This is a genomic window from Nocardia flavorosea NBRC 108225, from assembly GCF_001613385.1.
GTDB classification, from domain to species: domain Bacteria; phylum Actinomycetota; class Actinomycetes; order Mycobacteriales; family Mycobacteriaceae; genus Nocardia; species Nocardia flavorosea.
This window is the reverse complement of sequence record NZ_BDCG01000028.1, coordinates 53,764-77,471: the sequence shown is the minus strand read 5'-3', so window position 1 is coordinate 77,471 and position 23,708 is coordinate 53,764. Positions and strand designations below refer to the sequence as shown.

Annotated in this window: 16 protein-coding genes, 1 tRNA gene and 1 pseudogene; 8 read left to right on the top strand and 10 right to left on the bottom strand. The window is 67.8% G+C overall.

The window, feature by feature from the left end; translation table 11 throughout:
- Positions 1-645 precede the first annotated feature (645 nt).
- Together NFL01S_RS32395 and NFL01S_RS32390 are read left to right on the top strand one after the other, a co-directional pair.
- Positions 646-1,542, top strand: a complete 897-nt coding sequence (locus NFL01S_RS32395; protein WP_168433983.1) for an alpha/beta hydrolase — start codon at positions 646-648, stop codon at positions 1,540-1,542.
- Between the two features lie 65 nt (positions 1,543-1,607).
- Positions 1,608-2,159 (top strand): annotated as a pseudogene (locus tag NFL01S_RS32390) (transposase); the annotation flags it as partial.
- A gap of 146 nt (positions 2,160-2,305) precedes the next feature.
- On the opposite strand, the gene NFL01S_RS32385 reads toward NFL01S_RS32390, so the two are convergent.
- From NFL01S_RS32385 to NFL01S_RS32375, 3 genes are all read right to left on the bottom strand, one after another.
- Complete coding sequence (locus tag NFL01S_RS32385) at positions 2,306-2,614, bottom strand: hypothetical protein (RefSeq protein ID WP_062980128.1); 309 nt, start codon at positions 2,612-2,614, stop codon at positions 2,306-2,308.
- A 3-nt stretch (positions 2,615-2,617) separates the two neighbouring features.
- Entirely contained in the window at positions 2,618-3,043 is a 426-nt protein-coding gene (locus NFL01S_RS36620; protein ID WP_062980127.1) for a hypothetical protein, read from the bottom strand.
- A 171-nt stretch (positions 3,044-3,214) separates the two neighbouring features.
- A tRNA-Leu gene (locus NFL01S_RS32375) sits at positions 3,215-3,296 on the bottom strand.
- Between the two features lie 388 nt (positions 3,297-3,684).
- Between NFL01S_RS32375 and NFL01S_RS32370 the strand changes: the two genes are divergently transcribed.
- From NFL01S_RS32370 to NFL01S_RS32360, 3 genes are all read left to right on the top strand, one after another.
- Positions 3,685-13,026 carry a type I polyketide synthase gene (locus NFL01S_RS32370; protein WP_062980126.1) on the top strand — a complete coding sequence of 3,114 codons (9,342 nt, stop codon included), beginning with the start codon at positions 3,685-3,687 and terminating at the stop codon, positions 13,024-13,026.
- Between the two features lie 11 nt (positions 13,027-13,037).
- On the top strand, positions 13,038-13,475 hold the full coding sequence (gene acpS, locus NFL01S_RS32365; RefSeq protein WP_062980125.1) for a holo-ACP synthase AcpS: 438 nt from the start codon (positions 13,038-13,040) through the stop codon (positions 13,473-13,475).
- Between the two features lie 99 nt (positions 13,476-13,574).
- A complete protein-coding gene (locus NFL01S_RS32360; RefSeq protein WP_157117243.1) occupies positions 13,575-13,982 on the top strand; it encodes a DUF6924 domain-containing protein in 408 nt (135 codons plus the stop codon).
- Positions 13,983-14,000: 18 nt separating this feature from the next.
- Here the strand turns inward: NFL01S_RS32360 and NFL01S_RS32355 are convergent, their stop codons facing one another.
- The 3 genes from NFL01S_RS32355 to NFL01S_RS32345 all read right to left on the bottom strand — a co-directional run bounded on the left by NFL01S_RS32355 (position 14,001) and on the right by NFL01S_RS32345 (position 16,602).
- Complete coding sequence (locus NFL01S_RS32355) at positions 14,001-14,621, bottom strand: TetR/AcrR family transcriptional regulator (RefSeq protein ID WP_084493442.1); 621 nt, start codon at positions 14,619-14,621, stop codon at positions 14,001-14,003.
- 229 nt (positions 14,622-14,850) lie between these two features.
- On the bottom strand, positions 14,851-15,579 hold the full coding sequence (locus tag NFL01S_RS32350) for an ABC transporter permease (RefSeq protein WP_062980141.1): 729 nt from the start codon (positions 15,577-15,579) through the stop codon (positions 14,851-14,853).
- A gap of 75 nt (positions 15,580-15,654) precedes the next feature.
- Complete coding sequence (locus tag NFL01S_RS32345) at positions 15,655-16,602, bottom strand: ATP-binding cassette domain-containing protein (RefSeq protein ID WP_062980122.1); 948 nt, start codon at positions 16,600-16,602, stop codon at positions 15,655-15,657.
- A gap of 207 nt (positions 16,603-16,809) precedes the next feature.
- On the opposite strand from NFL01S_RS32345, the gene NFL01S_RS32340 reads away from it, so the two are divergent.
- On the top strand, positions 16,810-17,592 hold the full coding sequence (locus NFL01S_RS32340) for a TetR/AcrR family transcriptional regulator (RefSeq protein WP_245670984.1): 783 nt from the start codon (positions 16,810-16,812) through the stop codon (positions 17,590-17,592).
- 250 nt (positions 17,593-17,842) lie between these two features.
- Here NFL01S_RS32340 and bcp read toward each other — a convergent pair whose 3' ends face one another.
- Positions 17,843-18,316 (bottom strand): thioredoxin-dependent thiol peroxidase, encoded by a 474-nt coding sequence (bcp, locus tag NFL01S_RS32335; protein ID WP_062980121.1) that lies wholly within the window; start codon positions 18,314-18,316, stop codon positions 17,843-17,845.
- Positions 18,317-18,580: 264 nt separating this feature from the next.
- On the opposite strand from bcp, the gene NFL01S_RS32330 reads away from it, so the two are divergent.
- Entirely contained in the window at positions 18,581-18,802 is a 222-nt protein-coding gene (locus NFL01S_RS32330) for a DUF3618 domain-containing protein (RefSeq protein WP_062980139.1), read from the top strand.
- 69 nt (positions 18,803-18,871) lie between these two features.
- Here the strand turns inward: NFL01S_RS32330 and NFL01S_RS32325 are convergent, their stop codons facing one another.
- Positions 18,872-19,177, bottom strand: coding sequence for an excalibur calcium-binding domain-containing protein (locus tag NFL01S_RS32325; RefSeq protein ID WP_062980120.1), 306 nt, complete (start codon positions 19,175-19,177; stop codon positions 18,872-18,874).
- Between the two features lie 321 nt (positions 19,178-19,498).
- On the opposite strand from NFL01S_RS32325, the gene NFL01S_RS32320 reads away from it, so the two are divergent.
- Positions 19,499-21,616 carry an acyltransferase family protein gene (locus NFL01S_RS32320; protein WP_062980119.1) on the top strand — a complete coding sequence of 706 codons (2,118 nt, stop codon included), beginning with the start codon at positions 19,499-19,501 and terminating at the stop codon, positions 21,614-21,616.
- A 118-nt stretch (positions 21,617-21,734) separates the two neighbouring features.
- Here the strand turns inward: NFL01S_RS32320 and NFL01S_RS32315 are convergent, their stop codons facing one another.
- Both NFL01S_RS32315 and NFL01S_RS32310 read right to left on the bottom strand, forming a co-directional pair.
- On the bottom strand, positions 21,735-22,046 hold the full coding sequence (locus NFL01S_RS32315) for a hypothetical protein (protein ID WP_062980118.1): 312 nt from the start codon (positions 22,044-22,046) through the stop codon (positions 21,735-21,737).
- A 440-nt stretch (positions 22,047-22,486) separates the two neighbouring features.
- The gene (locus tag NFL01S_RS32310; protein WP_062980138.1) at positions 22,487-23,128 is read right to left on the bottom strand and encodes a transglycosylase SLT domain-containing protein; all 642 of its coding nucleotides are present in this window, start codon (positions 23,126-23,128) and stop codon (positions 22,487-22,489) included.
- Positions 23,129-23,708 lie beyond the last annotated feature (580 nt).

The following is a 23,708-nucleotide window of genomic DNA, read 5'->3' as shown; positions in this document are numbered from 1 at the left end:
TCTGGCGTTTTGTGGACTTTCTGCGGGGTCGAGGCTCGGCTGTTCGGGAAGGTTTCTTGTTGCTGGTGGTCTTGATGTGCACGTCGTAGCGTGGCGCCGGCCGTTGGTTGGTGCCCGGCGGGTCGACCCGGCCCGGGGCGAAAGGGTTTCGGCGCTTCGGCCGGACATGCCGCGCTCCGGCGGAGGTGCCGAAACCCTCGACGGACGCGGGCGGGTGTAAGCCGTTGCGGGGCTGACGGTTTCTCCCAGGGCCGTCGGATATCGACGGTGAGTTCACGAGCAAGGCGCATTTGGGTACGGTGGGAAGCAGCCAAGTCCATCGGTCTGCGGTGGCGGGGTCGCGGAGTTCGGGGACATTCCAGCCGAGGGTTTGTTTGAGCATGCAGAAGGTGTGCTCGATATCGAACCGACGCAGAAACGCTTGCCACAACAGCCCACCAGCTCAGAGGTTAAAACTCGAGCTAGTGGAGTAGTCAGTCGAGTGGGTGGGCTCGGCGTCGGTAGTACGATCGCGATGACGAGGTCAGCGGATGGAGGCGGGAGTGCGAGCACGGGGTAGGAGGGCCGCGGCACTGCTTGGTGGTCTTCTGGTAAACGTGCCTGACGTCGCGATCGACGACAGTAATGAGCACTAGGGTTCCCGTTGTGACCGAGCGCAACATCTCCATCGACAGACCGAGCGGCGTCCTGTACGGCACGCTGACGTATCCGGACATCGCGACAGCCGGGGCCGCCCTGTTGCTCGCCGGCTCCGGCCCTACCGACCGCGACGGCAACAGCACGCTGGGCAACGTCGAGCCCGCGACGCAGAAACTTCTCGCTGCCGGCCTTGCCGAGCGGGGTATCGCCACCTTGCGCGTCGACAAGCGCGGGATCGGCGAGAGCGCGGCCGCAGCGCCCGATGAACAGGACTTGCGGTTTTCCACCTACGCTGATGATGCGAAGGACTGGGCCGCGCGGCTCGAGGACGAAACCGGCGTGTCCGGCGTCTGGCTGATCGGCCACAGCGAGGGCGCGCTGATCGCGGAAGTCGCGGCAGAGGACAACCCGGACATCTGCGGCCTGGTGCTGATGGCCGGCGCGGGACGTCGCGCTGGGGACATCTTGCGCGAACAACTGGCGGCAATGCTGCCGCCGGAACTGAAGGACGAAGCCTTCTCCGCGGTCGCGGAAATGGAACATGGGCGTCTGGTGGCGAACCCCTCCAAGGAACTTCTGGGCCTGCTCCGGCCCAGCGTGCAGCCCTACATGATTTCCTGGCTCGCGCTCGATCCTGGCGCGATCCTCGCCAGACTCCCGCTGCCTACTTTGATCCTGCTGGGCGAGACGGACATACAGGTTTCCATCGCGGACGCGGAGGCCCTGTCAGCCGCGAAACCGGAGGCAACGCTCATGCTGCTGCCCGGCGTCAACCACGTGTTCAAGCAGGCGCCCGCCGATCCTACGGCCAATGCCGCCACCTATTCCGACCCCGACCTGCCGCTGGCCCCCGGGGTCTCGGCCGCTGTCGCGGACTTTATCCTCGCGAATACGAAGTCCTGATACTGCAACGACGCTCGGGAAGTCCGTGCCGTGCCGTGATGGAAACCGGGCTCACCGGCACCGACTGGGTTCCGGCTCTCGACGCCGGCGGGCAGTTGCGTGACGGTGCCTGGGTCGCCGAGATCACCGGCCTTGTCGATCTGTCGCACTGGCCACCGGGCATGCGGTTGATCGTGCGGCGCGAGCGCCCGCACCCCGGCGCCCAGTTGCGGTTCACCGACCACGACGGGCACCGGCTCACCGCCTTCGTCACCAACACTCGCGGCGGGCATCTGGCGGAGCTGGAGTTGCGGCACCGCCGCCGGGCGCGTTGCGAAGACCGTATTCGCGGCGCCAAGGACACCGGCAGCCGGAACCTGCCGTTCCGGGGCTTCAACGCCAACCGCATCTGGCTCGCCCTGGTCTGTCTGGCCCTGGATCTCACGGCCTGGATGCAAACCCTGGCACTGGCCGATCGCTCGGCACGCCGGTGGCAGCCGAAAACGCTACGGCTACGGCTGTTCTCGATCCCCGCCCGCATCATCCGCCACGCCCGCCGCACCCGTCTCCGCCTCTCGTCGCATCACCCGTGGACCGGGTTCGCTCTGACCGTTTCCGGGCGCCTTGCAGTTCCCTGACCAGTATCAACCGCCCCTCCGGATCAAGAAAGGACGACTGTCCCGGGCCCGTGGAACCCGGCAGCCAACCCGCTGCTCGGGGCAGTTGACGCTGCCCCGAACAGCGAAACAACACCCAAACCCCCAACCAGACCCATCAGCACAAATCACGAAAGATCGAGGTTAGTGCGGGCGGTGGTGCGGATCGTGTGTGCCATCGCTTCCAGATCGGGTTTGGTGACCCCGTCCAATCTGAGGTGGCCCCACTCCTGTTCGAGTCGGTTCAAGTGGGTGCCATAGGTACGTCGCGTGCCGGCTTCGAGCGTCGCGCGAACGGCCGGGACAATCTCAGCGAACGTCGGCACAGATGCGGCGGGAGTCACCAGGTCTGCAGGCGACAGGCCCATTTGAGTGAGCAGCAGGCGCGCGGCGGCAACCGTGTCGCTCGCAGCGGCACCTGTATTCGGAACAACCATGGGTCACCGGTCCAGCAGGGAGGGTTGGGCGGCCAGGACCCTGCCCGCAGTGGATGGCGGATAAATCAGGAGTTGATCGCGACTGCGGCGTCCGGCAAGCAGGACGCGCTGGCCGATGAGAAGGCCGACTCGGCGTCGTTGCCTGAAAGGGATCCGGAAATAGCGGTCAGCGGTGACCTGGACCGAACCGTCGGCGGTCTTGCCGACGACCAGGAGATCATCCATGGGCTGTATCTTCAGGCGCGTTCCCGGCAGCCAGTCGAGTGCGGTCAGCACGTATCGGTCCAAGACTCTGCCGGCCTCGCCGACCGTTGATATGCCGTACAGGACGTCGGCGTGGGAAGTCGGCGCTGGTCCCGGCTCCTTCGGCAGTGGGCCGCGAATCAGCTGTTCCAGTGGGGCCTGCGGGGGAATCAGCGGCGGGATCACCGTCGACCCCGATCGTGCCCCGTGGACGGCCCGGCAGGGTGGGGGATGGTCGATCCTGGCAGATCTGCCAAGAGTTGTTGCAGGTGGATGCGCATTTCCCAGGTAACCTCCGTGTGTTCGAGTGCGCTCGAACACACGGCACGCAAATGCGTCAAATCTGACGTGAATCTGTGCGCGAGGGGGGACTTGAACCCCCACGTCCGTGGACACCAGAACCTAAATCTGGCGCGTCTGCCAATTCCGCCACTCGCGCGTGATGGTACGACCGTCCAAACTCTACCGGGCCGGAGCGTGATCGCGAAGACGTGGGCCGGGGTTTCGTACTGACCGGTAACCCCACCTGCGATTATAACGATTGGATAACTGCCAATATGAGGGGTGCTCATGTTTCGCCGCGGTAAGGATGCAGCCTCACCTGCGGGTTCAAACATGAGGGAGGATCATGTTTCGCGGAATTCTGGTACGTCTGTGCATGAATACCGATGGGTAAGCGGCGCGCGGGGTGGCAAACGTGAGGGTTCCCTCATGATTTTGTGGAATCCTCGCTCATATCAGGCCGTCGAGCGTGGGATTCCCGCGCGCGGCCGGGGAGCCGGGGAAGTCTCCGCAGACCTGTCGCCACGAGAGAAAGTCGAAGCGTCTTGACGATTAACGAGAGCACCGCGTCCGGTTCCGGATATCGGGTGAACGCGACCGCGGGCCGGACTGTCTCCGAGACGAATCGCACGCCGCTGCTGGACCAGCTGCGCGCAGGCACCCCCTACGCCCTGGCCTTCGGCGGGCAAGGGGCCAGCTGGCTGGGGGAACTGTCCGAAATCGCCCGCGACGCGGCGCTGGAGCCGGACCTGACCGCGCTGGTGAACGAGGCCGCCGCGCTGCTCGAGCCCGTGGCCGATCAATTGCTCACGGTGCGTCCCGTCGGATTCGACCCGGTGGCCTGGATGCTGGAGGACGACCTCGCCGACGACGAGACCGAGACCTCGGACGCCCCCTCGGAGCGGGTGCTGCGATCGGCGGCAGTTTCCATGCCGGGCGTGCTGCTTACCCAGCTCGCCGCGCTACGCGCCCTGCGGTTACAGGGACTGGACCCGGCGGAATTCGCACCCGTCTCCATCGTGGGCCATTCGCAGGGGCTGCTGGCCGCGACCGCGGTCAAGACCTGCGGCCAGCGGGACGCGGAAGTGCTTGCCATCGGTCAGCTCGTCGGTGCGGCGGCCGGACTGGTCGCGCGCCGGCGCGGGCTGATGCCGGTGGGGGAGCGCTCCTCGATGGTCGCGGTATCCAATATCGACCCCGACGAGCTGCGGGCCGTTCTGGACGAGGTGTTCGAAGGCGCCGACCCGCTGTCCGCGGCGGTGCTGTCGATCCGTAACGGGCGGCGCCGGGTCGTGCTTTCGGGCACTCCGGAAGCGCTGCAGCGAGTGCGGCAGCGGTGCGAGCAGCTGAACGCCGAACAGGACCGCGAGCGCGCCGCGAAACAGCGCGGTGGCGCGGTATTCGCGCCGGTGTTCGAGGACCTGGAAGTGGATGTGGCGTTCCACCATCCGGCGCTGGGCGAGACCGTCGACCTGGTCTCCGGCTGGGCCGCGCAGTGCGGGCTCGATACCGAACTGGCCGGGCGGATGGCGAGCGACATCCTGGTCGAACCGGTCGACTGGGTAGCGACCGTGGACGAGATGGTGGACGCGGGTGCGGAGTGGATCCTGGATCTCGGTCCCGGCGATCTGCTGTCGCGGGTCAGCGGTAGCGCGCTGAAGGGCAGCGGCGTCGGCATGATCGCGGTGGCGACCCGCGCGGGGCAGCGCAACCTGCTCACCCCCGGCGCCACACCGGAGGTGGCGCGGCCGTGGACCGCCTTCGCGCCGAAGCCGGTGCGACTGCCGAACGGCCGGATCGTGGTGGAGACAGCGTTCACCCGGCTCACCGGACGTTCGCCGATCCTGCTGGCCGGTATGACGCCGACCACGGTGGACGCGAAAATCGTCGCGGCGGCCGCCAATGCCGGCCACTGGGCCGAATTGGCCGGTGGTGGTCAGGTGACCGAGCAGATCTTCGCCGACCGTGTCGACGAACTGAAGGAACTGCTGCACCCGGGCCGGCAGGTGCAGTTCAACTCGCTGTTCCTGGACCCGTACCTGTGGAAACTGCAGCTGGGCGGTAAACGGCTGGTTCAGAAGGCACGCGCGGCGGGCGCTCCGTTCGACGGTGTGATCGTCACCGCCGGTATCCCGGAGCTCGAGGAAGCCGTCGCGCTGATCGAAGAACTGACCGAGGTCGGTATCAGCCACGTCGCGTTCAAACCGGGCACCGTCGCGCAGATCCGCGCGGTGCTGCGGATCGCGGGCGAGGTGCCCGGCTACCCGGTGATCATGCATATCGAGGGTGGTAAGGCCGGTGGGCACCACTCCTGGGAGGATCTCGACGACCTCCTGCTCGAAACCTACGCCGAGCTGCGCACCCACGAGAATGTCGTGGTCTGCGTCGGCGGCGGTATCGGGACCCCGGAGCGGGCCACCGAGTACCTGACCGGTGCCTGGTCGGCGGCACACGGCTATCCGGCGATGCCGCTGGACGGTGTGCTGGTGGGCACCGCGGCCATGGCGACCCTCGAGGCGACGACCGCGCCCGAGGTGAAGCAGCTGCTGGTGGACACCCCCGGTACCCCGGATTGGGTCGGGGCCGGCACCGCCAGTGGCGGTATGGCTTCGGGGCGCAGCCAGCTCGGCGCCGATATCCACGAGATCGACAATGCCGCCTCGCGGACCGGCCGGTTGCTCGACGAGGTCGCCGGTGACGCGGAGGCCGTGGCGCAGCGGCGTGCGGAGATCATCGCTGCCCTCGACGCGACCGCGAAACCGTACTTCGGTGATGTGGCGGCCATGACCTACCTCGCCTGGCTCGAGCGGTACGTGGAGCTCGCGGTGGGACAGGTTTGCCGCGCGGATTTCGATTGCGGTAGCGATCTCGGGGACGCGATCACCGCCTCCACTCGTTCGGTGTGGCTGGATATCAGCTGGCGCGACCGGTTCGCGGAGATGCTGCGGCGGGCCGAGGCCCGGCTCGCACCGGCCGATCGCGGTGAGATCGACTCCCTGTTCCGCGACGAGGATCTGGAGAACCCGGCCGCCGCGCTCGCGCGGCTGGCGCAGCAGTATCCGGCGTCCGGGCAGACCCGGCTGCACCCGGCCGATGTGCCGTTCTTCATCGCCCTGTGCAAGACGCCCGGTAAGCCGGTGAACTTCGTCCCCGTGGTGGACCAGGACGTGCGGCGCTGGTGGCGTTCGGATTCGCTGTGGCAGGCCCATGATCGGCGGTACTCGGCCGATCAGGTGTGCGTTATCCCCGGCACCGTCGCGGTTGCCGGAATCACCCGGGTCGACGAGCCGGTCGGCGAACTGCTGGACCGGTTCGAACAGGACGCCGCCTACGCACTGGTCCGGGACGGGGTCGTCCCGGCGGCCGTCGACGCGCGCCGGGTCGCCGGGGTGACCGGCGGGCCCATCGATGTGGTGCTCGCGGCACCCGATATGAACTGGTCGGGCCGGGCGACGGTGAACCCGGTGCACCGGCTGGGCGACCTGCACGAGTGGACCGTGGACGAGAAGGGGGCGGTGCATCCGCCGACCGGTGCCACGCTCGTGGAGACCGAGGGCCCCGAAGCCGAACATTCGTATGTGGAACTGTCCGTTCCGCTCGCCGCCGGGCACAGTGTCCGGATCCGGATCACCGTGCCGGTATCGGTGTACAACGGCGGGGCGCCGCTGGTGTCCGAAACTGACGCCGACGCCGCCATGTCGGCCCTGCTGGCGGTCGCCGCCGGGCAGACGTTGCCCGAAGTGAAGGGCAGGATCGCGCACGTCAATCTGGCTTGGACGCCGGACCTTGTCGCCGATCACGCCGGGGTCACCGGGGCCGGGCTACCGGCGAACCTGAGCACCCTCGGCCGCACCGTGCCCGATGTTCTGGTGGGCGCGTGCTGGCCGGCGGTATTCGCAGTACTGGGCGCGGCCCGTACCGAATCCGACGCCAGCGTGATCGAAGGCATGCTGGACCTGGTGCATCTGGACCATCAGGTCGAACTGCTGCGCGAACTCCCCGACGTCACCAGCATTCTCGTGGTGCGCGCCGAATCCGGGACCGTTGTCGACACCGACCTCGGCCGCGTGGTCGAGGTGAATGTCACCGTCGGCGAAATGCGGGACCAGGGCCTGGATGTGGTGCCGCTGGCCCGGCTCGCCGAACGGTTCGCCATTCGCGGCCGGAGCGGCGCCGGCGAGCTGACCGACCCGCCCCGGGCCGCGGGCACCGTGAGCGCCGACGCCGGTGAGACCCCGCGGCGCCGCCGCCGGGACGTGACCATGGTCGCGCCGCGCAGTATGGCCGCGTTCGCGGCGGTCTCCGGCGATCACAACCCGATTCACACCAGCGACGCGGCCGCGAAACTGGCCGGTCTGGGCAGTCCGATCGTGCACGGTATGTGGCTGTCGGCCGCCGCCCAGCACGCGGTGTCGGCGGTGGATCCGCAGGCCTCGGTCCCGGCGCGCTCGCTCACCGCGTGGACCACCCGGTTCCTCGGGATGGTGCGACCGGGCGCCGAGATCGACGTGCGGGTCGAGCGGGTCGCCGTCGACGCCGGTGCCGAGATCATCGAGGTGTCCTGCCGCGCCGCCGGAGATCTGGTGATGACCGCGACCGGACGCACCGCCGCGCCCAAGACCGTGTACGCGTTCCCCGGCCAGGGCATCCAGCGCAAGGGAATGGGCCTGGACGCCCGGACCCGGTCCAAGGCCGCCAAGGCGATATGGGATCGTGCGGACAAGCACACCCGGGAAGCCCTGGGCTTCTCCATCCTGGCGGTGGTACGCGACAACCCGACCTACCTGAAGGCGCGTGGCGTCGAGCACCGTCACCCCGACGGTGTGCTGCACCTGACCCAGTTCACCCAGGTCGCGATGGCCACTCTCGGTGTCGCACAGGTCGCGGAGCTGCGGGAAGCCGGTGCGTTCGTGGAGGGTTCGCTGCTGGCCGGGCATTCGGTCGGTGAGTACAACGCGCTCGCCGCGGTCGCGGGAGTGCTGCCGCTGGAGGCGGTACTCGAAGTCGTGTTCCAGCGCGGTTCGGCCATGCACGAGCTGGTGCCGCGGGATGCGCAGGGGCGCAGCGACTACCGGATGGCGGCTATCCGGCCCTCGCAGATCGGGCTGCCCGACGACGAGGTGATCGATTTCGTCGCCGGTGTCGGGGCGGCGGCCGGGGAATTCCTCGAGGTGGTGAACCTGAACCTGCGCGGTTCGCAGTACGCCATCGCGGGCACCGTGGCCGGTCTCGATGCGCTGGAAGCCGAGATCGAGCGGCGTCGCGAGGAATTCGGCGGTAAACGCGCGTTCATTCTGGTGCCCGGTATCGATGTGCCGTTCCATTCGACCGTGCTGCGCAAGGGCGTCCCGGAATTCCGCGGCAAACTCGAACAGCTGCTTCCGGCCGAACTGCATCCGGAGGTCCTGGTCGGGCGGTATATCCCGAACCTGGTGCCGCGGCCGTTCTCGCTGGAACGCGAGTTCATTGCCGAGATCGCCGATCTGGTGCCGTCGGAGCCACTGGCCGCGGTGCTCGCAGACTTCGACTCCTGGTCGCAGCGGCCCAGCGAACTGTGCCGCGTGGTGCTGATCGAACTGCTGGCCTGGCAGTTCGCCAGCCCGGTGCGGTGGATCGAAACCCAGGACCTGCTGTTCGGCGAACTCGGTGTGGAGCGGTTCGTGGAGGTCGGCCTGGGGGCCACCCCGACGGTGGCCAACCTGGCGAGCCAGACGCTGAAACTGCCCGATTTCACCACCGCCACCGTGGAAGTCCTCAATATCGAGCGTGAGGCGTCGGTCGTGTACTCGACCGATACCGATCCGGCGCCCGTGGAGGAGCCGGCCGAGGAGGTCGCCGAGGCGCCCGCCGCGGCTGCTGCCCCGGCCGCCGCGCCCGCCGCCCCCGCCCCGGCGGCCACCGGCGGACCGCGGCCGGACGATATCGCCTTCACCGCGGCGGATGCGACCAGGGTGCTGATCGCGCTGTGGACCAAACTCCGCCTCGACCAGATCGGGCCCGTCGACACCATCGAGGGGTTGTGCGACGGTGTGTCTTCGCGTCGTAATCAGCTGCTGGTCGATCTGGGCTCCGAGCTGTCGCTCGGTGCGATCGACGGCGCCGCCGACGCCGATATGGGTGCGCTCTCCGCCACCGTCGAACGGCTCGCCCGCACCTACAAGCCGTTCGGCTCGGTGCTCAGCGATGCCATCAACGATCACCTCCGCAAGGTGTTCGGGCCGTCCGGTAAACGTCCGGCCGCGATCGCCGAACGGGTGAAGAAGGTCTGGGAGCTCGGTGACGGGTGGGCCAGCCATATCACCGCCGAGGTTTCGCTGGGCACCCGCGAAGGCGCCAGCGTGCGCGGCGGTGACCTGGGCGGTCTCGTTTCCGGGGCGCTCACCGACGGTGCGTCCGTGGACGCCGCCGTCGACGCCGCGGTCCAAGCCGTCGCGGCCCGCCGCGGGGTCTCGGTCGCGCTGCCCGCGGCCGGTGGATCCGCCGGCGGCACCGTGGACGCCGCCGCGCTCGGCGAGTTCACCGAACAGATCACCGGTAAGGACGGTGTGCTGGCCTCGGCCGCCCGTCTGGTGCTGGAACAGCTCGGCCTGAACGAGCAGGTCTCCGCGGCGGAAACCGCCGAAGACGGCCTGGTCGATCTGGTATCGGCGGAACTGGGATCGGACTGGCCGCGACTGGTCGCCCCGGCATTCGACGCCCGCAAGGCGGTGCTCATCGACGACCGGTGGGCCACGGCCCGTGAGGACCTGGCCCGGATGTGGCTGGGGGACGACGCGGAAACCGCGCAGCAGCCGGTGGCCGGATTCCGCGGTGCCGGTGAAGCCGTTGCCGCGCAGGCCGACTGGTGGCGGCAGCGGGCCGTGCACGAGGCCCGTTCGGTACTGGCCGGCCACTACGAGCAGATCGCCACCGCGGCCCGGGACGAGGCGGGCGCAGGCGAATGGACCGGCGAGATCGCCGTGGTCACCGGTGCCAGCAAGGGGTCCATCGCCGCCGCGGCGGCCGGTCGGCTGCTCGGCGGCGGCGCGACCGTGATCGTGACGACCTCCCGCCTCGACGACCACCGGCTCGGCTTCTACCGCGACCTCTACCGCGCGAACGCGCGCCAGGGCGCGGCCCTGTGGGTGGTCCCGGCGAATATGGCCTCCTACACCGATATCGACGCACTGATCGACTGGGTCGGCACCGAGCAGGTCGACAATGCCGGTGGTGCGAAGGTCAAGACCAAGGACGCGTTCACCCCGACCCTGCTGCTGCCGTTCGCGGCCCCGCGGGTGGCCGGTGACCTCTCCGATGCCGGCGCACGCGCCGAAATGGAGATGCGGGTCCTGCTGTGGTCGGTCGAGCGGTTGATCGGTGGGCTGTCCAAGCTGGGCGCCGATCACGATGTCGACGCGAAACTGCATGTGGTGCTGCCCGGTTCGCCCAACCGCGGCCTGTTCGGTGGCGACGGTGCCTACGGTGAGGCCAAGGCCGCACTCGATGCCGTGGTCGCGAAATGGTGGGCCGAGAAGACGTGGGCTGCCCGGGTCACCCTGGTGCACGCGCTGATCGGCTGGGTCCGCGGTACCGGGCTGATGGGTCATAACGACCCCATGGTCGAGGCCGTGGAAAAGGCCGGTGTGCGGACCTGGTCGACGGGCGAGATCGCCGACGAACTGCTGAAATGGGCTACCGCCGAGTCGCGTTCGGTAACCGGATCGGGTCCGCAGGAGATCGACCTCACCGGCGGGCTGGCCGAGGCGCAGCTCGATCTGCCCGAACTGGCGCGTCAGGCGCAGGAGGCTGCGGATGCGGAGGCGGCCGAGGTGATCGAGGAATCGGACGCCCTGCGGATCCCCGCCCTGCCCGCACCGCCGACCCTGACCTCCGCGCTTCCGGTTCCCGGATGGGGCCCGGTGACCACCGATCTCGCCGATATGGTCGTGATCGTCGGTGCCGGCGAACTCGGGCCCTACGGTTCCGCGCGCACCCGCTTCGAGATGGAGGTCTCCGACGAACTGTCGGCGGCCGGCGTCCTGGAGCTGGCCTGGACCACCGGCATGGTGGTCTGGGAGAACGAGCCGAAACCGGGCTGGTACGACACCGGATCCGGCGACTACGTACCGGAAGCCGAACTGGCCGAGCGCTATCACGATGCGGTGGTCGAACGCTGCGGGATCCGGCGGTACGCCGACGACGCCGCCATGGTCGACAACAGCAGCCCGCTGATGACCTCGGTGTTCCTCGATCAGGATCTGTCGTTCACCGTCGGCAGCGAAGCCGAGGCACGGGCATTCCACGCGGCCGCGCCGGAGCATACGGTGATCACCCCGGTCGCCGATTCCGGTGACTGGACGGTGACCCGTAAGGCGGGCACCGAGATCCGGGTGCCGCGGCGCGCGAAACTTTCGCGGACCGTCGGCGGCCAGATTCCGACCGGCTGGGATCCCACGGTGTGGGGGATCTCCGCCGATATGGCGTCCTCGATCGACCGGGTGGCGCTGTGGAATATCGCCTGCACCGTCGACGCGTTCGTCGGGTCCGGCTTCGATCCGTCCGAACTGATGAGCTGGGTGCATCCCAGCCTGGTGGCCAACACCCAGGGCACCGGCATGGGCGGTATGTCCTCGATGCGCTCGCTCTACGTCGACAATCTGCTCGGTGAACCGCGGCCGAACGATATCCTGCAGGAAGCCCTGCCGAACGTGGCGCTGGCGCATGTGGTGCAGTCCTACGTGGGCAGCTACGGAGCCATGGTGCATCCCGTCGCCGCTTGCGCCACGGCGGCAGTATCGGTCGAAGAGGGCGTCGACAAGATCAAGCTCGGTAAGGCCGAGGTGGTCGTGGCCGGTGGCTTCGACGATCTGGGTATCGAGGGCATCGTCGGGTTCGGCGATATGTCGGCGACCGCGGATTCGGCGGCCATGAGCGCCAAGGGAATCAGCGACCGCTACTTCTCCCGGGCCAACGACCGCCGCCGTGGCGGGTTCGTGGAATCGCAGGGCGGTGGCACCGTACTGCTGGCCCGCGGCGATGTGGCGCTCGAAATGGGTCTGCCGGTGCTCGGTGTGGTGGCCTACGCGCAGTCCTTCGCCGACGGCGTGCACACCTCCATCCCGGCGCCCGGACTCGGCGCGCTCGGTGCCGGCCGGGGCGGGCGGGAATCCCGTTTCGCCGCGGAACTGCGCAAACTCGGTGTCGGACCGGACGATATCGCGGTGATCTCCAAGCACGACACCTCCACCGCGGCCAACGATCCCAACGAATCCGAACTGCACGAGCGGCTGGCCGCGGCGATCGGCCGCTCCGACGGCGCCCCGCTGTTCGTGGTCTCGCAGAAGAGCCTCACCGGGCACGCCAAGGGCGGTGCGGCCGCCTTCCAGCTCATCGGCCTGTGCCAGGTGCTGGAAAACGGTGTGGTGCCACCCAACCGCAGCCTCGACTGTGTGGACGACAAGATGCGCGAATACTCGCATCTGGTGTGGTTGCGCGAGGCGCTGCGGTTCGGTGACCGGTTCCCGCTCAAGGCCGGCCTGGTGACCTCGCTCGGCTTCGGGCATGTCTCCGGCCTGCTCGCGGTGGTGCATCCGGAGGCGTTCGTTCAGGCGATCGAACCGGCCCGGCGCGACGAGTATCAGCGCCGGGCACAGGAACGGCAGCTGGCCGGCCGTCAGCGCATCGTCGAGGCGATGTGCGGCGGGGCCGCGCTCTACGAGCGGCCGGCCGACCGGCGGTTCGGCGGCGACGGCACCCCGGCGGCGCAGGTCCGCGGCCTCGAGGCCGAGATGCTGCTGTCCGAGACCGCTCGACTCGGTGACGGGATCTACCAGGTCGACGGCGCAGGTTGCGAGACCGGTCGGTTCATCGGCGGCGCTACCGATGCCGCCGCGGCCGGTACGCCGTAGGCTGCGCCACTGTGACGATCCTCGGAATCGGCTTGGACTTGGTGACCATCTCCGAGTTCACCGAACAACTGGAACGGGCCGGAACCACCATGCTCCGGGAAAGTTTCACCGCCGGTGAGCGGCGTTACTGCCAGAGCAAGGCCACCGACCCGGCCCGTAGTTACGCGGCGCGGTGGGCGGCGAAGGAGGCGGTGCTCAAAGCCTGGGCCTCCTCCCGCTTCGCCCGCCGCCCGCAGATCGGGGACAACCCGTACCCGCTGATCGAGGTGGTGAACGACGCCTGGGGCCGGCCGAGCATCAAACTGCACGGTCTGGCCGCGGAATTCCTGCCGCGGGTCCGGGTGCACCTGTCGCTCACCCACGACGGTGATACCGCGGCCGCCATGGTGGTGCTGGAGGATCCGGGCGAGCTGGCCGACCTGATCGAGGGACGCGCACCGGAGAGCTGAGCAGGAAACACCGAAAGGCCCGGAGTCCCGCTCCGGGCCTTTCGGTATGTGCTGATCCCGGTATTACGGGCGCGGATGCCCCAATGCACAATCAGGCGTATGGCACGGACTCTGCCCGACGGCGAATCGCTCCTGGTGCGTACGGATTTCACCGACGATGCGGCGTGGGCCGAAACCCTCGCGGCGGTCGTCGCCGCCTACGACGAAGACACGATGACAGAACTGACACCCGTCGACGACGTGGCCCTCGACGGGCTGAGCCCCGCCGAGCTGGCGGATCTGGCCGGTGACCGGACCTATGTGTTTCTCGCCGGCACGACCACGATGACCGACCCCGAACATCCGTTGCTCGCAGTCGATACCGGAACGGACGGCGAGCCGGTGTTCCGGATCGCTCCGGTGGCGGTGGCCGAGGTCGAGGTCAACTTCCTGCTCGCCGACATGGACTTCGAGGACTACGCAGACAGCGTCGACGACGACGGTGTTTTCCGCGGCTTCGATCGGTGAACGCGGCCTTCGGGAGGTTCAGCCCTGGCTGGCGGTGCGGGATTCCTTTTCCGCGACCAGGAGATAGGCGACCATCAAACGTTTGAGTTCGGCGACCGCGTCGGCGTGGCTCTGCTCGTCTTGCACCGAGAAATTCAGCATCGAATACACCACGTGCACCAGGACCTCGGCCATCATGGTGCGCCGGCCGCGGGGTGTGCGCGGGGTGAGCGGGCGCAGCATCTGCGAGACGACCTCGGCGAATTCCTTTTCGTGGATCGCGCCGGTGGCCCGCGTGGACGGGGTGGACTGCATGGCCAGCCACACCTCGCGGCGAGACGGATCGGTCATCCACAGGCTCGCCAGGTGGTCGACGAACTGGTTCATATGCCGCAACCAGTCCAGCGACGGGATCTCGCCGTGGAAATCGGCCAGCTCCTGCGATACCGCGACCAGGTCCTGCCGGTTCAATTCGCAGACGATGACGTATTTGTTGGCGAAGAACTGGTAGAGGGTGCCGATCGGGACTTCCGCGCGCGCGGCGACCTCTTCACAGGTGAACGATTCGAATCCCACCTCGACCAGAAGTTCCCGGGACGCCTGCAGCAGCGCGTCGAACTTCCGCTTACTGCGCTCCTGGGTCGGACGCCGCCGCGGCATGAGTTCCTGCGGATCGTCCTGCAGTTCCAATTCCAGCGCAGGGTCCGGACGCCGTTTCACTGTGGCCTCCGTACGTACGTTCACATGTCCCAGGCTAGCGGTAGGCCGAAGGTGGTGGTGGGAGAGTACGGAATGTGACGGTGAGTCTGTCATGTCTCACCACCCGGACACTGCCGATCCGGGGCCCGTAACACGCCTCGCGGGCGCCGGATCGGCGGGGAGACCCGGTTCAGTTACGGGTCTTGCGGCGGAAGAGGACCAGGGCTGTGCCGTAGCACACCACGGCGATGGCACCCCACCAGACGACCGCGAGGACTGCGCTGTTGCCGATCGGGGTCCCGACCAGTAGGCCACGCAGGGTTTCGATGACCGGTGTCACCGGCTGATGTTCGGCGAAACCGCGCAGCCAGTCCGGCATGGTCTCCGGCGGAACGAAGGCGCTGCTGACGTACGGGATGAACATCGCGAAGATGGTGAATCCGTTGGCGGCCTCCGGACTGCTGGCGAACAAGCCGAAGCACGCCGACATCCACGAGAGCGCCACCACCACCAAGGCCAGGAGCGCCGCGGCGGCGAGCCAGCGCAGCGGATCGGCAGTCGGCCGGAAACCGATGGCCAGCGCGACGATTACCACCACCGCGGTGGCCAAGATATTGCGCAGCAGGCTTTCGGTGATGTGTCCGGTGAGGAATGAGGAGCGGCTGATCGCCATGGTGCGGAAGCGGTCGACGATACCTTCGGCGATATCGACCGAGACACTGATCGCCGTGGTAGAGGCGCCGAAACAGGCGCACATCAGCACGATCCCGGGCACCACGTAATCGACGAAGGTGCCGCCGACGTCCATGGCCCCGCCGAAGACGTAGACGAACATGAGCAGGATCATGATCGGCAGCGCAAGGGTGCTGATGAGCGCGTCGGGACTGCGCACCGTATGACGGAGATTGCGGGCTGTCATGGTCGCCGCGTCCTGTGCGGCGTGGGTGAGGGTGGTCACGTGTGTGGCTTTCTGTGAGTGGGTGCGCGCGGGTTGCTATGCGGCCGGTACGGCTTCGGCGGGACGGCTGGTCAGTGCGAAGAAGACGTCGTCGAGATCGGGGGTGTGCACGCTGAGCCGTTCGACGGTGATATCGAGTGCGGCGAACTCGTCGAGCAGATGTTTGAGATGGGCGACCTGCCCGTCGGACGGGACCTGCAGGGTGAGTTCGTCCGGATCGGTTTCCGGGAAACCGGTGGCGCGGGCCGCGGCGGCCAGGTTCGCGCGGTCGGCGAAGCGGAAGAGGATATGGCCACCGGGGGTGAGTTGTTTGAGTTCGGCCGGGGTTCCGTCCGCGACGATGCGGCCGTCGTACAGGACCGCGATCCGGTCGGCCAGTTGATCGGCTTCTTCCAGATACTGGGTGGTGAGGAAAACCGTCACGCCGTCGTCGACCAGTTCCCGGATGACTTGCCAGAGTTCGCGGCGGCTACGTGGGTCCAGCCCTGTGGTGGGTTCGTCGAGGAAAACCACTTCCGGTCGCCCCATCAGGCTCATGGCGAGGTCGAGGCGGCGACGCATACCGCCGGAGTAGGTGCTTGCGGGCCGTCCGGCGGCCGCGACGAGATCGAAGCGTTCCACGAGCTCGGTGCTGCGCCGGCGGACTTCCGACCGGCCGAGATGTAGTAACCGGCCGACCATGTGCAGGTTCTCGGTACCCGTGAGGACTTTGTCCAGAGCGGCGTATTGGCCGGTGACCCCGATGGCGGCCCGGACTCGATCCGGTTCGTGCGCTACGTCGTACCCGGCGACCCGGGCTGTTCCGTCGTCCGGGCTGGTCAGGGTCGCCAGGATGCGCACCATCGTGGTTTTCCCGGCGCCGTTGGGGCCCAGGAGGGAGAACACCGACCCGGGTGCGATATCGAGGTCGATACCGGCGAGGACCCGGTGGTCGCCGAAAGATTTGCCGAGGCCGGTGAGGGAAATGGCAGGTGGGGCGGTCATTGGGGCTCCCTTCGTAAACTGTATGCCAGATAAACTGTATATGGCATATATTCTGATTAGAGAGTACACAGTTTGAAGCAGGGCGCAAGGAGACCGGGGAACGCGGTGGTATAGGAAGGGAGGGCGTCAGAGGGCCGGCCGCTGTCCGGCCGGACTGCCGACCACCGCGAACCCGGTCGCGGAAACCGACGGAAGGAATCCAGATCGATGCCGAGCGCAGCGGACAACGGACCAGCCACGGCCGCCCCCGAAGGGACAGCGGCCACGGCGGACGCCGAACGGCCGCTCCCGAAATCGATCGAGCTCATGTGGGGTCTGGCGCCGGCCGGAACCCGAGGGCCCCGTCGCGGGCTGAGCCTGGAACAGATCGTGGACGCCGCGATCGAACTCGCCGACGAGGAGGGGTTCGCCGCGCTGTCGATGAACAAGGTCGCCGAGCGCCTCGGTTTCACCGCGATGTCGCTGTATCGCTATGTCGACAGCAAGTCCACCCTGGTGGAGATCGCGCTGGACCGGGTGCTGGGAACGCCGCCGGAAACCCCGCCGGGCACCCCATGGCGGGCAGTGCTGCACGAGTGGGCGTGGGCGGAGTACCGCTTGATCGCCAAGCATGCGGGCTGGCTCAGTGTGCGAATGACCGCACCTCCGCTGGGGCCCAACAACATGGCTTGGCTGGAGGCAGGCCTGTCCGCACTCGGACAGACCCGCGTGCCGGAACCCATCAAAATGCAGCTGGTGGTGAACCTGACACTGTTCGTGATCGGACGGGCCCGCCTTGTCACCGAAATCGACCCCGCCAACCCGGAATCCGAGGGCGATTGGGACATCCTCGAACGCGTGATCGACCCCGAACGCTTCCCTGCCGTCACGGCGGCGATGCGCGCCCAGGCATTCGAGCAGGAGGATGGAAGCTGGGAGGACCTGTTCTTCGAACGGAGTCTGGGGTTGCTGCTCGACGGCTACGAGCGCTTGATCGAGTCCTACGACTGATTGCCGGGGAGCAAGTTACCGCCGGATCGCGCTCGTCTGTGTACCGAGTAAGCGCGATCTGGCCCGGGGGTGCGCACCGGGTTCCGCGGCGCCCCCGGGCCGGCGGACTACGGCGGGCCTCGATCCACACGCCACGGTCGTCGCAAGGTCGGTGCTGCCCGCGGTGAGTCTCCGGCTCCGTGACGGATCGGTGGTGGCGCCCTGTGCATCCGCCGGGGAGGCGCCCGCGGATGCCGGACTGTCTCCGCGACTACACCGAAAGGTCGCGGCGGAGTTTGGCGACGTGGCCCGTGGCGCGCACGTTGTACTGGGCCACTTCGATTCTGCCTTCGGCATCGACGAGGAAGGTCGACCGGATGACGCCGGTCACCTTTTTGCCGTACATGGTTTTCTCGCCGAACGCGCCCCATTCGGTGAGGACCGTGCGTTCGGGATCGGACAGCAGCGGGAAGTTGAGCTGTTCGGCATCCCGGAACTTGGCCAGTTTGGCCGGCTTGTCGGGGGAGATCCCGATCACCGCCAGGCCCGCGTCGTTCAGTTCACCGAGATTGTCCCGGAAATCACAGGCCTGCTTGGTGCAGCCGGGGGTGCTCGCAGCGGGGTAGAAGTACACCACGACTTTGCGGCCGCGGTAATCGGCCAGCGATACCTCGTTGCCGTCCGCGTCGGGAAGAGTGAAATCGGGTGCCGGATCGCCCGGGGAGAGTCGATGGTTTTCGGTCACACTCGCACCGTAACCGAACGCTATGACTCCCGGAGGCGGACTCGGTGGGCGTCGCGCGGTCATCGTGGACGGAACCGCCGGTAGTCGGGCGTGCGGTGGCGTGGCCGACAGCGACCTGCCGCGCCGGGGTCGAGCGAGCAGCGGCCGCGGTGACCCCGGATACACTCGTGCGCGAACCCTGGCGCGCCGCGGTGACGAACCGCGACCCAGGGGTGATCATCGGCCGCCGGTGGACGCGGCAGACCAGGTACAGGAGGCGTGAAGGTGGCAAAGGAAACCGAGCGGATCGAGCAGGAGATCGAGGCCGCGCGGGAGCGGTTGGCCGGCACCCTGGACGAGATCGCGGTGCGGGCCGATCCGCAGCGGATCGCCGAGGGCACCAAACAGCTGGCGCTGGCCAAGGTGAAAGAACCCAAGGTGAAGTACAGCCTGATCGGTGCGGGTGTCCTGCTCGCGGGTGCGGTGCTGTTCAAGATCCTGCGCTGAATACCGCAGACGACAACGCCCGGTGACGGAAAACTCCGTCACCGGGCGTTTGTGCGCAGTGGGATCGAATCAGACGGTGGGGCAAGCGAACCCGTCGCCGTCCGGATCCAGGTGCGGGCCGAACCCGGGCTCACCGCGGAAGATCGGCGCCCGACCCGCGGCGCGCGCTTCGTCACAGTTCTTGAAGGCGCCACCGGCGGAACCGGTCTGTGTCAGCTGCGCCGAACCGGTGGCACCGAGCAGAGCGTCCACCGTCGAGGAGCCCGTGCCCGCCAGGGGAGGGAGGGCCTGTGCGGAACCGGCGCCCACAACGGGAGCGGCCAGGAGAGTCAGCCCCGCGGCGGCGGCGCTGACATAGAGCTGGCGTACGTTCATGAATTCCTCTATGTCTGCTGGGGGGTGGATCTTGCGTCCGAACGGAGAACGCGCGGCTACCACTGTTGTGAGGCCCGCCTCGATTGTCAACTCGTATGGCCTGGATAAGACAAGGAGAAATCGCGGCCGGCGCTGGGTACTCCCCGGTTGCCGCGACGAGGTGTGCCGCGGTCGCGAAGCCCGCCCGAACAGCGGCGGAATTCGCCGGAGACCACACATTGTGATAGGGATGCATGCTATGTCCGAGGCTCGCTCTTCGCTGCTGTCAATCGATCCCCACAGGGCCCGGCGGATAAGTCGATAGGTCGGAGAGAGCAGTTGTTGCGAATCAAAGACCGTGACGCAGCCGAGCCATCTCCGGCAGCGCAGCCCGGTACCCCCGCCCGTTCGGCCGATTACCGGCTCGACCTCGATGGTCTCCGCGGCATCGCGATCGCCCTGGTAGTCGCCTTCCACGTCTGGTACGGCAAGGTTTCCGGCGGCGTCGATATCTTCCTGGTCCTGTCCGGGTTCTTCTTCACCGGAATGTTGCTGCGGCGGGTGGAACGTACCGGCGTGGTCGATGCGCGGCAGGTCGCGACGCGTACGGCACGGCGGCTGCTACCCGCCCTCATGGTCGTGCTCGCCGTGGTGGCCGTGGCCACCGTTGCCACCAAGCCGTACTCGACCTGGGGCGATATGTCGGGGCAGACGATGGCCTCGGCCCTCTACTACCAGAATTGGTATCTGGCGCAGGCTGCGGAGAGTTATCTGGCCGCGGACCCCTCGGTGAGCCCGCTGCAGCATCTGTGGTCGATGGCCGTCCAGGGACAGTTCTATCTGGCCATCGTCGTGCTGCTGGGGCTGGTCGCTTGGGTGTGCCGGCGCCTGGGCTCGGCGGGCGCAGTGCGGCCCGCGATCGTGGCACTGTCGATTCTGCTGGGTGCCGCCTCGTTCGTCTACGCCACCGTCTGGATGACGGTTTCGCAGGAGTGGACCTATTACGACAGCGCCGCCCGCGCCTGGGAGTTGCTGGTCGGTGCCCTGCTGGCCGCCGCGCTACCGTGGCTGCGGCTCGGGGCCGGCCGGATCGGGCGGTCCCTGGCGACCCTGCTCGCGGTCGGCGGTCTCGTCGCCGTGCTGGTCTGTGGTCTGCTGTTCGACGGCGCCCGCCAGTTCCCGGGGCCGGCCGCACTGTTCCCGGTCGGTGCCGCAGTCGCGTTGATCATTGCCGGGATCCGCACGGAGAGTGGACAGCAACCGTTCGTCAACCGGTTGCTCGCGACCCGGCCGATGGTCGAACTCGGTGCCATCGCGTATTCCCTGTATCTGTGGCACTGGCCACTGCTCATCTACTACCTGGTGCAGACCGGGAAACCACATGCGGGACTCGACGGCGGACTACTGGTCATCGGAGCCTCGCTGATTCTCGCCGTGGTCACCAACAAGTTCATCGAAGAACCGCTACGGGTGCGTTCGGGCGCAACTGTGACGACCCCTGTATGGCGGCGTCGTGTCCCCGGTGTCGCGGTGAGCCTGGTCGGGGTGCTGCTCCTGGGCGCCTGCGTTTCCTGGCAGGTGGTGGTCGCGCGGACACCCTCCCAGCCGGTCGAGGCGCTGCCGGTGAACGAATATCCGGGCGCCGAGGCACTGTTCGCCGGTGCCGAGGTGCCGGTGGCAAAGCTGCGGCCCTCGATTCTGGAGGCCTCCAACGACCTGCCGGCACCCACCCGCGACGGCTGTATCTCCGACTGGTTCAACAAAGAAGTGACGACCTGCACCTACGGGGATCCCCACGGTTCGCGCACCATCGCCATGGTCGGTAATTCCCATGCCGAGCACTGGATGCCCGCCATGGACGCGCTGGCCAAGGTCCACGACATCAGGGTGGTCGTGTACCTGAAGATGGGCTGTTCGCTCAATATCCGCGACGACGCCCAATATCGGGGTCTCGATATTTCCGATTGCCGCGATTGGTCCCGCGCGGTGATCGACATACTGGCTGCCGAGCCGCCGGACTGGGTCTTCACCACTGCGACGGCCCCGATCTGGCCCAGCGGAGGCGACGCGGTGCCCGCGGAGTACCTCGATGTGTGGGCGGCGCTGGCCGAACGGAACCTGAACGTGCTCGCCATCCGTGACACACCCTGGCTGCGCAGCCCGACCGGTGTGCGCTACAGCGCCGTGGACTGCCTGGCCGCGGGTGGGGACTCCGCGACCTGCGGTATGCCGCGTACGGCGGCGCTGGCGCCGGTGAATCCGGCGCTGATCCACGCGGCGGCGTTCCCGAATATGCGCTTGCTGGATCTCACCGATTCGGTCTGCGGGCCGGAGATCTGCCGGGTGGTCGAAGGCAATGTGCTGGTGTACCACGACGAACACCACCTCAGCGCCAGCTATGCGCGCACCCTCGCCCCGGAACTGGAACGGCAGATAGGTATCGCCACCGGCTGGTGGTGACGTGCGTTCAACGGCCGGCGTGGCGCGTCGGCCGGGCACACGAGATACGCCGCCCGGCCGGGTGCGAGGTCCATACACCGACCGGTGGTGAGCGACAGGCAAGCGCCCGATAGACACCTCACCACGGGGTGATCGGGGGCTTTATCCACAGGAGCTTCTCGTCACGGTGGGGTCGTCGCGCGGCCGGGTGATCGGGATTACGCTCGGCCCAGACGGCTTTCTCGTCCAGGAGTCCTGCCACCGACCGCCACGTCTCCGCGGTGCTGGGCGGATTGACCCCCGCCGCGCGCGCCAGCTTGCGCCGCACCTGGTCCGGCAGTTCGAGTAGCTCGGAACCGGTGATCGCCCGGTCCCACAGATATCCGGCCAGCTGCCGCGCTTTGGCGGCCCGGCCGGCCTCCGCGGCCGGAGAATGCGCGTAATCGGCCATACACAAGTGTAAGTGGGCCCCGGGCAGCACCGCGCGGGCCCGCGTTGGACAGCACTGCGGGGCCGCGTTGGACAGCACTGCGCGGTGCCGCGCTTTCACACGACACCGCGCACCCACGCCATTGTGGGATTCCCCCTGGCCACGCTCGCGGACAGTGGTACGCGCCGTTGCGCCCACGATGTGCCCACACCGATGACCAAGCTGTAGTTGTGTCCCTCGCGACCGCCCGTCGTCACCAGGGCGGTGCCGAGTTCGGTAAGGCCCTCGCCGAACCCTCGACGCAACCGAACGGTGGTGCCGGGTTCAGCGAGGCCCTGCAAGGTTTTGGCCCGTCCCTGCTGTCGGTGCTCGATGCCATGCGGCGCAGCCGCGAGTGTCGAGTGCGGACAGCAGAGACCTCGGGGGCCGAGACCCGCGGCGCCGGAGGCGGCGCCATGGACTCAGTACGCGCTGTTGACGTTGTCCATCGAGCCGTACTTGTGGGCGGCGTAGTTGCAGGCCGCCACGATGTTCGACACCGGGTTCCAGACGTCGAACGGGGTGCCGGGTACGTGATACGCGGCGAAGGTGGGGTCGATCACCTGGAGTAGGCCCTTGGAGGGGATGCCCGCGATGGCGTTCGAGTCCCAGAGGTTGATGGCGCCCGGGTTGCCCGAGGATTCGCGCAGGATGTTGCGCTGGATGCCCTCGTAGCTGCCCGGGATGCCGTTCGCGTGCATGATGTCGAGGGCCTGGCGGATCCAGCCGTCGAGGTTGTTGGGGTAGACCGGCGCAGGAGCCGGTGCCGGTGCCGGAGCGGGGGCGGGTGCCGGTTCCGGCGCGGGAGCCGGGGCCGGGGCGAGTGCTGCCGGGGCCGGGGCGGCGGCAGCAGGTTCCACCTGCGGTGCGGGGGCCGCCGCTGCGGCCTCGGTGACGGCCGGCTTCTGCTCGGCGACCATTGCGACCTTGGTGGGTGCGCTGTTGTCTGCCATGGAAACCGCCGAGGACGCGGTGACGGCGACGACACCGGCGGTGGCGAGCACGAAGCCCATCGCTTCGCGTTTGGTGCGACGGCGCAGGCTGGAGAAACGGTGGTTGTACATGAGCGGATTCGGTTCCTTGATCGGTCTCGGGATCCGGCCCGGTTCGGGCAGCACGGATCTTCGGCGGCGACCGGTGGGTCGCGACCGGAAAACATGACTGTGCTGTTGTCGGGTTTTGTTGTGTGACACCGAACACAGGCCGGTTCGGGTCCGGAAGGCGCATCCGCGGTGCCGGGTGGTTTCCCGGGCCGCCGCGCCGGCGGAGCTCCACCTGCCGGTGGAGTAGAGTGGTTCGGGTTCGGCCGTCGCCATACCGTGTCGGTATTCATCTACGGCGCTGTGCCGGGCTGGTCCGGCCGGTTGTTTCCAACCCGGCGTTCACAATCTCGCGGAGCAGTCGAACCTCAGGTCGTTTCCGACCGGATCTCAGAATGGTCACGGCAGGTGAACAGCAGGTGAACAGAACCTGAGAAAAAAACGAGACCGATCTTGAACGGTGAAATGAACGTGTTCCAGTATCGCCGCGACCTGGGGAAATGTCTTTAAACGTCATGTGGCGCACGACACAAAACTTTTGCCGGTACACCCAGGATTCAGTTCCTCGTGACGGTTCCGTAATGGGAAAACCGGCGGATCCGCC

Bases quoted from the DNA above. Each gene is read 5' to 3' on its own strand.
- NFL01S_RS32345 (WP_062980122.1), bottom strand. From the start codon at position 16,602: ATGACCGCCCCACCTGCCATTTCCCTCACCGGCCTCGGCAAATCTTTC.
- NFL01S_RS32325 (WP_062980120.1), bottom strand. From the start codon at position 19,177: ATGAACGTACGCCAGCTCTATGTCAGCGCCGCCGCCGCGGGGCTGACT.
- NFL01S_RS32315 (WP_062980118.1), bottom strand. From the start codon at position 22,046: ATGGCCGATTACGCGCATTCTCCGGCCGCGGAGGCCGGCCGGGCCGCC.
- NFL01S_RS32385 (WP_062980128.1), bottom strand. From the start codon at position 2,614: ATGGTTGTTCCGAATACAGGTGCCGCTGCGAGCGACACGGTTGCCGCC.
- NFL01S_RS32350 (WP_062980141.1), bottom strand. From the start codon at position 15,579: ATGACAGCCCGCAATCTCCGTCATACGGTGCGCAGTCCCGACGCGCTC.
- NFL01S_RS32360 (WP_157117243.1), top strand. From the start codon at position 13,575: ATGGCACGGACTCTGCCCGACGGCGAATCGCTCCTGGTGCGTACGGAT.
- NFL01S_RS32340 (WP_245670984.1), top strand. From the start codon at position 16,810: ATGCCGAGCGCAGCGGACAACGGACCAGCCACGGCCGCCCCCGAAGGG.
- NFL01S_RS32355 (WP_084493442.1), bottom strand. From the start codon at position 14,621: ATGCCGCGGCGGCGTCCGACCCAGGAGCGCAGTAAGCGGAAGTTCGAC.
- NFL01S_RS32310 (WP_062980138.1), bottom strand. From the start codon at position 23,128: ATGTACAACCACCGTTTCTCCAGCCTGCGCCGTCGCACCAAACGCGAA.